Annotated in this window: 7 protein-coding genes and 1 pseudogene; 2 read left to right on the forward strand and 6 right to left on the reverse strand. The window is 50.7% G+C overall.

Annotation, left to right across the window (positions count from 1 at the left end):
* The first annotated feature begins 385 nt into the window (after positions 1-385).
* Positions 386-595, forward strand: a complete 210-nt coding sequence (locus ACQ4N7_RS25355) for a hypothetical protein (protein ID WP_430714229.1) — start codon at positions 386-388, stop codon at positions 593-595.
* A gap of 17 nt (positions 596-612) precedes the next feature.
* On the opposite strand, the gene ACQ4N7_RS25360 is transcribed toward ACQ4N7_RS25355, so the two are convergent.
* A complete protein-coding gene (locus tag ACQ4N7_RS25360) occupies positions 613-1,572 on the reverse strand; it encodes a hypothetical protein (RefSeq protein ID WP_430714230.1) in 960 nt (319 codons plus the stop codon).
* Positions 1,573-1,642: 70 nt separating this feature from the next.
* Positions 1,643-2,083, reverse strand: a complete 441-nt coding sequence (locus tag ACQ4N7_RS25365) for a transposase (protein ID WP_430714236.1) — start codon at positions 2,081-2,083, stop codon at positions 1,643-1,645.
* Positions 2,084-2,411: 328 nt separating this feature from the next.
* Here ACQ4N7_RS25365 and ACQ4N7_RS25370 point away from each other — a divergent pair, with 328 nt between their 5' ends.
* Positions 2,412-3,257 (forward strand): hypothetical protein, encoded by an 846-nt coding sequence (locus tag ACQ4N7_RS25370; protein ID WP_430714231.1) that lies wholly within the window; start codon positions 2,412-2,414, stop codon positions 3,255-3,257.
* Positions 3,258-3,317: 60 nt separating this feature from the next.
* On the opposite strand, the gene ACQ4N7_RS25375 is transcribed toward ACQ4N7_RS25370, so the two are convergent.
* From ACQ4N7_RS25375 to ACQ4N7_RS25390, 4 genes and pseudogenes are all read right to left on the reverse strand, one after another.
* Positions 3,318-3,740 (reverse strand): ankyrin repeat domain-containing protein, encoded by a 423-nt coding sequence (locus ACQ4N7_RS25375; protein ID WP_430714232.1) that lies wholly within the window; start codon positions 3,738-3,740, stop codon positions 3,318-3,320.
* 8 nt (positions 3,741-3,748) lie between these two features.
* A pseudogene (locus tag ACQ4N7_RS25380) lies at positions 3,749-4,132 on the reverse strand (hypothetical protein).
* Between the two features lie 3 nt (positions 4,133-4,135).
* Complete coding sequence (locus tag ACQ4N7_RS25385) at positions 4,136-4,564, reverse strand: DUF7680 family protein (protein ID WP_430714233.1); 429 nt, start codon at positions 4,562-4,564, stop codon at positions 4,136-4,138.
* A gap of 34 nt (positions 4,565-4,598) precedes the next feature.
* Positions 4,599-7,835 (reverse strand): ATP-binding protein, encoded by a 3,237-nt coding sequence (locus tag ACQ4N7_RS25390; protein WP_430714234.1) that lies wholly within the window; start codon positions 7,833-7,835, stop codon positions 4,599-4,601.
* Between the last annotated feature and the right edge of the window lie 894 nt (positions 7,836-8,729).

Below are 8,729 nucleotides of genomic sequence, written 5' to 3' on the forward strand. Positions count from 1 at the left end.
TTAAACAGACTTGACTATGTTTCCTTTCGCGCAAGTGTTGTTCCCTACGCATTGATGACATTTTGGTGGAATTTTACAAATCATCACCGAAAAGAATTGACTTTTTAGTACTCGTGTACTTAAATAGTACATAGATACCATAGCTGACTTTAGCCCGTAGCCTTGCCATTCTGCCCTTGTCCTAGTTACAGGTGTGGATAAAGCCGATTTGCTTGTTTAGCATTTTGGTGCATTGGTCTGTCCATGAGGTTAAAGCGGAAGCGTGGTTCAAGAGCTAGATAGAGCCCAGCTACAGCTGAGCAACCAAAACACTACTAACAACTTGCTAGTAGAGACTGTTGCCTATCTCAGCGTTATTCAGCGAGAGTTGGAGAGCCGCTATCCTATGAATCATTCTGAGCCAACATGGATCACTCAAGCCTATCAAGAGATTGAGGAGGCCAAGAGGGAAATTCAAAACCTTCTTACAAATGAAGAAAATTTAGCTAGGTTAGCCGTTGATCAACATGAAATTGAACTAAATCAGGCTCGTCAAGAGGCTTTAGCCAATATTGACTGGGATCAGGTAGGAAGCCCAATTCCACCTGAGGAATAAGATTGTTCGGTAAGGTATCATCGAAGCTGATTAATTAGCAAACCTAGATACTTCCTAAGAATTTCCTGCCCTACGCGATCTTTTGGTGAAAACCAACTTATACGTTCTTGCTTTAAATATTCCAGAGCGTCGGCATAAACAGAGCGATCCTTGATATTTCTTTTCATGGAAGGCATTTCTTGATCAAACCTAATGCTATTTTTCAGCCAAATACTTAAGTACAAGAAAATATCTGTATAAAAGAGATGTTTTTGATCTGCCTTGTCTAAGCCTAATTCATTCAAGGTGACGGCATCTTTTTTTGCAAGCTTTTGAATTGCTTTTTCGCCTGATTCTTTTGCTAACGCTATTAGCTGCTTGGCACTTTTCTCAAGATGAGCGGCTGTGTTTTCGCAAGAATCTAAATAAGCCTCATATTCCCGTACCCTTACTAGAAACTGGTCGGGATTTATGTCGGAATTCTCAGAGACCAACTCTCGAACTTGATCATCGTCAAGGGTTTGATTGGCTCGCTTCAAAACAGCTATTTTACGCTCAGCTAACTCTCTCCTCAATTTTTTAATTTCTTCCATTACTTCACTGCTAGCCTGATTGAGTTGATTTATCTGGCTTTGCAGAGTTTTGTTATCTTGAATCAACTCGTTGCTAGCTTGATTGAGCTGATTTATCTGGCCTTGCAGAATTTTATTATCTTGAATCTGCTCGTTAGCCTTTCTTTCTGCATCATCTGCGGCTCTTTGAGAAAGCCCTAGTTGGCTTATGCTGACAACAGAAGCAATTATGCCAACTACAGAAGTTATAGCGGTACCAAAGCCGCTAATAGTATGTTCTGGATCTGTTACGTTTTTGAATAGCCAGACTAGGAAGACGATTAAAAATACACCTAGAAATATGACCAAAGAAAGAATACTTAGTTTATATATCGGAATCTTTCGATGTCCGATCTTAATCTTTTCTGGTTCAATAACTTGACTCATGGCTAGATATACTTGGTAGATGCTGATCGAGAGCTAAAGCTGATTAGATAAAAGCAAAATTTAACAGAGACTAATTATCTTTGTTATTCCTTTTTTCTAAGGCTAAACAGATCTCTTTGAGAAAATTTGGGTCTTCTCTTTTGAGGGTCTTGATACGATTGAGCATGGATGCAGCCGTGTCTTTGCTAACCTCTATGGTATTCGCTAGGGCTCTAACAGTAATATTTTGAGGCTGTTGAGCAAGAAGTTCAATCGTCCTAAACCACTTCTGCAAATCTACATGAGTTTTATGAAAAATTGTTCCAACTGTAACGCTATATGACGTAAAACAGTCGTTACAGTGGTGGCGCAACCCCTTATCCATAGGCGAAGCCCGTCTAGAGCCGCAGTACGGGCACTGCGGCTCTCCTCCCCACCTGATTTTCTCTAGCAACTCGATGCACTCCCGACGGCTCAGTTCCATGAAGTAAAGCCGGTTACCCTGAGCCTTACTGTCAGCCAGAGAGTGCATTAATGCCACAAGCTTGCAGCCTTACAGGGTGGATATCATTTCTGTTCCACCTTTCAGACCAGCCCTGACTTAATCCGTATGATTGCCAGACCTCCTCTTTCAAAAAGTGTGGTGATCCCTTAAACCTGGAAGCAACGGCCTACCCCATGTTCATGAGTAGGTTGTGTTTGTCACAGATCTTCACTTTCAAGCGTGGAAATGATGCATTGATGCATTCAGAAATTTCACATTAGCCCGGCAGGTGCTTATGCAAAATTTATTGCCCATGTGCTTTAAGGAGTAAGGCCGATCTAGCCGTAATCCTCACCCCTCAGAGATTTCTTGATTTATGGTTGCCTACCCTCGTCTCTGCCGTAGCTGTAGCCAGCCAATTCTGATATCTGAAATGTCACCTGGCAATTGGCAGCCATGGAATTTTGATGGTGGTAGGCACCATTGCGGTAGCCACCAGACTAACGGCAATACCAATCTTCAGATCGATCTATCTAAGGCTGAAACCTACTTAACACGCTGCCAATGGTGCCGCGATCATGTTTACTACCATACAAACGGCAACGGAGACTGCGTGTACTTCGATAGCCTGGGTTACCCCTGGCAGGTACACGGATGCTGGCAGCGCTACTGGCAAGACGCCAAGCAACGCCGCCAAGCATTGGCACTGTTCCGCAGCCGCAGTAAACAAGATCAGCAGAAATTAGTGATTCTATTGGGTATCTTGCATAGCCTCTGTAAAACCGAGAGTAGGAGCCTGCTATTCGATATATCAGAGGCACGGGTTGCAAGGGCTATGGGAATTACCAAGGCAGACCTAAAGCGCGATTATGGGCACCTTTACTCGTTAACAGTCTATGGCTGCATCAACATCACAGCCAATCTTACTCAGCCTAACAGCACTGAAGATCGTGCTGAAAAGGCAGTCTCTCGCACTATAGACTGTCAATTTTGCGAAAAACATGTCTTGAATTGCAGTTTTATTTCTCACCTTGAGCGTTACCATCATCAGGAAGTGGCGCGCTTAGCAAAGCAGTTTGCCCAAGATTCTGGTGTCTCGCAGAAGCCTAGTAAATTAGGGGGAAAGCGTGTTTTCCCCTCTTGTGGCAAGGTAGTGGCGGCTAAAAATCTCAGTACCCATATGAAACGTTTTTCTTGTATGGCCTCGCGGTTGTCCTCGTAACTATGGCAGGCCTACATCTTGACAGGTAATGTCGTCCTGGATCATCTGGAACCGTTATTTCTAATCGGGCTGGTTGGTCTCCTGATTCATCCAGTTTGATAAAAGTTCAGCAATTTCTGAACGTCCTAAATGGTGAGCTAAGTCCAATAAACTGCCATCGATTGATAGATTATGCTGGTGAGACGTATTAGCTCCATACCTGAGTAAAATCTCGACGACAGCCGGTTGGCACCTGCGGACTGCCATCACCAAGTTTGAATGGGTAGCTACGATGCGATTTGGATCAGCTCCCTGCTCTAGCAGAATCTGGATAATTCGCAGCTGCTCCATCTCACCACAGAAACTGATGACGGCATTGTAAAGCGGAGAAAAGGGCTGATCAGCTCGTCCTTCAACACACGCACCTTGTTTCAAGGCTGTTTGAACCGTGCTAACGTCGCCATCTTTAATAGCCTGATTAAGCTGCTTATCTAAATTACCCATTGAAAATATTAGCCTTCCAACACTGAGGACGGTTCAATGATGAACCACTCATGGTAGAGAATAGCCAGGTAGAAGTCTTGATCAACCATGCGATCGCACACCGCCATATACCCACTCATAAACCAGTCATCGCCGTAGGTGGTGTCTTTCAAAAATAGCGTCAGAGAGTTACCATCGGCGCTCCAGATGGTGCGGAGGATCGTGATGTTGTCGTGGTGCGATCGCTCCACAGGCAGCAAGACCGCCCGTCCCTCAATCATCATAAATTCTGGGTCATATCACTCCAGCACAGAGGCCCAGTTCTCCGGCCCCTCGTGCTTCTCAATAATGCGATCCCACCGAACGGTCTTGATGAAAGCCAAGCAGTCTGGATTGAGATCTGAAAGTTGCATCAATTAATCTCCCAAGAGCACCCGCATCGCCTTCAGGGCCGGACGCTTCTTCCCATTACTCACCTTACCAAACCAGTAATGGGCCTCCTCGTTACTCATCGCCGCAATGCCCTCCGTCACATTGGCAATTCGCTCCGGCTTCGACAACGGCTGCAACGCCTGAAACAGCAGCGCCAAATTCACCCCCGACGCCTCACTCAGCACGTAGGGAGCCTGTCGCTTGTAGCTCAGTGTCTTGGGGTCATAGTTATTCGCCTTCAGGGCCTGGTAAATCGCCTGCCGCGCCTGCACCAGCGGCTTGCCCTTTAGCCTCCCTACTCGCTTGGCCGCCGGGCGCTTCTTTTCCCCCGCCTTTTTGTAGGCGCACTGGTACAGTTCCAGGGCAAAGTCATTGTTGTTCAGGGGTACAACGCGAAGCTGGAACTCTTGCATGGTGTCGTGAATCCCACAAACAGGGAAGAAGACGTCAGGTCTCGTATTCTACTCTGACTCTCAGATTCATCCTATCGACTGGGTTCCGGGTCAGCGCCTGCTGAAGCCCCACGATCTCCGCCCCCTCTGGAGCCATTGGAGTATCTAGCTTGAGACTTACCGTCAGCGTCAAACTGGCCTGGGTGTCCGGCAGATTCAGCATGCCATTCAGCGTGCTGAAGAAGCTCTGGAACCCCCGCACATCTCCCTGGTACTCTAGCCGTACAAACTGCTGCCCTGTTTGCACTGTCACAAACTGCTGAATTTCAACTGGGTAGCGAGCCAGCAGGGGCAGGGTTGTGCCCATCTTGCGGTAGTCCGTCACATCGCTCACCGAGAAGTCTAGAGCTGCGATCGCCTGTGGCTGATAATCCCTCAGCCAATCTGCCAAGTCATTGAAGATCTTGTTGGGACTGCCCTCAAAGTCCTTTTCAGTGGGTTTGTCCAACAACGGCAGCGTTCCAGCGTACCCTCCACCGCCTTCACCTCCATTGGTTGACTCGGTGCCCCCCGCTGGGTACAGCACTACTGTCTGCGCTGCCTCGCCCATTTCCCCTGTGCCGTAGTCGGCCACCACCTTAAACTGAGTCGTCTTGGCTATCTGCCCCTGGTACTCATCTGAGGGCAAAAACTGATTGCCCACCAAGGTGCCATCCTTATACAAACTAACCTTCAACGCCTCCTTGGCCCGCCAGCGCACCTGCACCGTTCGCTCGTCGCCGCCTCCGGCTAGCAGCTGGGCACTCAGCTCCACCACCTTTGGCTCGGGGGGCTTCAGCAGCCCCCGTCGGTAAAGCTCCGCCCGGTCAGAAAACTCGATGGTGGTAGGCGTTCCCACCGCTGCCCCATCGGTTTTGATGTAAAGCTGCTCTCCCATCTTGAGATCCCACTGGCCTTCGGTTAAGCCCTTACGGATTGTGTCCCGCAGCTTAGCCACCTCCGCATCCAGCAGCATGTTCAGTGCCAAGTCCTTGGCAAACTGCTCCCGCAGGCTCTTGGTCGTCCAGTGGTCGAGCCCTGTGGGCCACACCTTTTGCAGCAGGTAGGCGGGCGCGTAGGGGGCCGCATCTTCGCCCCGCACCTTGCCGCAGTCCTTCAGCGCCTTGAGCACCACATCCTGCTGGTTGCGGTTGCCTTTGACGGTGCTGGCATCCTGGGCCGGCAAAGGGTAATGCATCAACCCCTTGGCTGCTTTCACCGAGTCGTTAGCTGGGTAGAACAGGTGGCGGTAGGCATTGGTCAAGGCCACCCGCACCGCCAGATCTAGCTCCCCTTCTTTTTGTTTGATCTGCTCCTGCTGGCTTTGGGAGAGGTCATCCATCCGGTTTTGGCTGCGCAAGATGGCCCGCACCGCCTTAAACTCGCGGGTGATATCGATCGCCCGGTCGAGTTCCTGGTCATTGGCCAGCAAAAACAGCAGCCGATTGCGGAAGGTGCGAAACTTGCCCGATTCGCCCGTGTTGTTAAAGATCTGCTCAATCAGCGCTGGCGGGCCGTCGGTGGAGCTGCCGATCTTCGCCTCGTTAAAGTCGATGATGCATAGGGCAATGGTGTTGGGGTCATCGTCCACATCGTGGGCACCCTCGGGGCCAGTCACTAGCTGAAAGAACTTGGTGGCAAAGATGGTATCGCGCCGGGTGCGGAGTTCTTCTTTGGCCTCGGTGACACCGACCTGCTCTTTCTCCTCGGCAATGATTTTGTTAATCGAGGGTTCTTCCTTGAACCGAGCCACGGAGGTGATCGGGTCTACATCCAGGTACCAGGCCACACCGCTCAGCCTCTCCAGAGCGCGATCGACAAAGCTAATGTCTACCCCTGGGGTCAGCAGTGACAAATTCAACTCAGTGCGGCGAATGCCTGATGCGATGCCCTGAGGGAGGGAGTGCAAGAAAATGGTGCGGCCTACCCAGGTGGAAAACGGTGGCTTACCGGCACTGATCCATTCCTGGTCTTGCAGCTGGGCGTGGGCCTCTCGGCCATTGGGGTTGTAAATATCGGCCCCGATCGGCAGACGCATCAGGGGCCGCTGGAGTCGTGAGGTCAGATCATTGGTAATTTCATCTTCTAGCCCTACCGGCAAGTGGTGAGGATGAATCATCGGCATCCGAGCATCCTGGTGCTGCCACAGGTAGCGCACCAGCCGGGCAAACAGCCGCAGGGCTCCCCGCGTGCGCTGGAACTCGGGGATCGAGGCAATCTTTTTGGTCAGCAGATTAAACAGCTCGGGGTGGAAGGGGTAGCTGTTGGCGATCGCCCTGGCGTAGGTGGCATCTTTACAGCCATCGGGCAGGTTCACCCGGCTCGCCCGAAACGCTTGTAGATACTCCTCAGAGGCTTTCTCCGCCGCCTCGGCGCTGATGCTGGCGAACAGCCGCTGGCGCACAATGTTGTACACCTCAATATCGGTACTGGGGCTCAGCACCCGCTCCTGCCGAGCCGAGGCCCGAATCAGCTCCTGCTGAATCTCCGCCGTTTCTTTGGCAAAGGTGTCAGACTCTGAGGCCAAAGAGTAGACAAACACCAGGTTGTTGCAGGAGGCCGCCTGATCCATCAGCGAGAACAAAAAGGCCACCACCTGATCGGCTAGGTTACTCTGCCCTACCGTTTTGGCCTTGGCCGCCCGCAGGTGACGAGCAATCTCATCGAGAATAATCAGCGTCGGTTCTTGGCCAATCAGGCGATCAATCACCGAGGTGCCTGGGCTAATGCGGTTTTCGTCTGCGCCCCGCAGCAGTTGGTAGCCGTCTATGCCGCCGATTTGGTAGGCAATCTCGCCCCACAGGGTGTAAGTGGTGATGCCCGTGTCGGGGTGGTACACCCCCGCCTCTGGGTCTAAATCTCGTCCATCCACTGCCGCCACCTGGATAGGGCGATCTGGAATTAGCGAAATATCGTCCACAAAGCGGTTCAGCCCCTCAATCTGCCGCCCCTGCTTGGCCATGTGCCACAGGGCGATCTCGTCGTGGGTTTTGCCGCCCCCAAAGCTGGTCTCTAACCGAATGACCGGAGAGCCGATCAACCGTCCGGTAAGCCGCCCAAAGACCTCGGTAATCAGGGTTTTCAGGCCATCGGTCGGAAAGGTGTTGGCCAGAAAAACTGCGGGTTTCTGGTAAATCTGGGGAGCCTTCCCCTCCACCACAGGCCGAAGCTTGGCTGCGAACAGATCGAGAGAGAGGTCACCAGAGCGAATCTCATCCCTAGGGACGCAGGTATCAAAGACGGATGGCAGCATGGGGAAGTTCTTTTGGCATTTGAGCAAGGGAGAGCCAGCAATAGCCCAGGAGTGATCAACCCCTGAGGCTCTCTTTAAAAGAATTCCCACCGGGGTCAGTAACCCAAGCCAGTACGGAAAATTCCTCGTTGGCTCCTTAATTACACTGGAATTACACTGCTAAAGTCCTAAAGCCGGATCAGCCTTAATTAAGTGTTTACATTGTCTTGCCGATCCCATGCTCTGCTGTGTCGTACCTCGGCCTGGAATGCCTAACTGTAGCGGCTCAGCTCCCCCATCACCTGCTCGAACTGATCCGCCGACCAAATTTTCGCCTGGTCATGGCAATTTTGCTTCGGCACCGGCTCACCTCAGAAGTGGATCCAAACTACCCTTGCAAACGCTGACTAGCTCTTTTTGAATTTCAGCAAGTCTAGTTTATCCGTATAGCAGGGGTTTCAGAGAATCTAGGCAAAACCAGACACCCTTATTGAGAATCTGACGCTCTTCTTGAGAATGTTAAGGGGCTAAATTTTCGTCTCTGGCTGACTTGGGGATTCTCTCGTAGCCGCCACGATTGTGGTAGGTGGAGCTACGTCGCGGCGATCGCTAGGGTCAGGGGTAGCCAGGAAATCTGGGAAAGTCTACTCAGGTTGATCGGGAAAGTCTACTGGGAGTTGATCAGGAAAGTTTACTGAGAGTTGATCAGGAAAGTTTACAGGGAGTTGATCGGGAAAGTCTACTGAGAGTTGCTCAGGAAAGTCTACTGGGAGTTGATTAGGAAGGTTTACTGGGAGTTGATTAGGAAGGTTTACTGGGAGTTGATTAGGAAGGTTTACTGGGAGTTGATTAGGAAGGTTTACTGGGAGTTGATTAGGAAGGTTTACTGGGAGTTGATTAGGAAGGTTTACTGGG

Origin of the sequence: Nodosilinea sp. AN01ver1 (assembly GCF_050565655.1) — a bacterium.
GTDB lineage: Bacteria > Cyanobacteriota > Cyanobacteriia > Phormidesmidales > Phormidesmidaceae > Nodosilinea.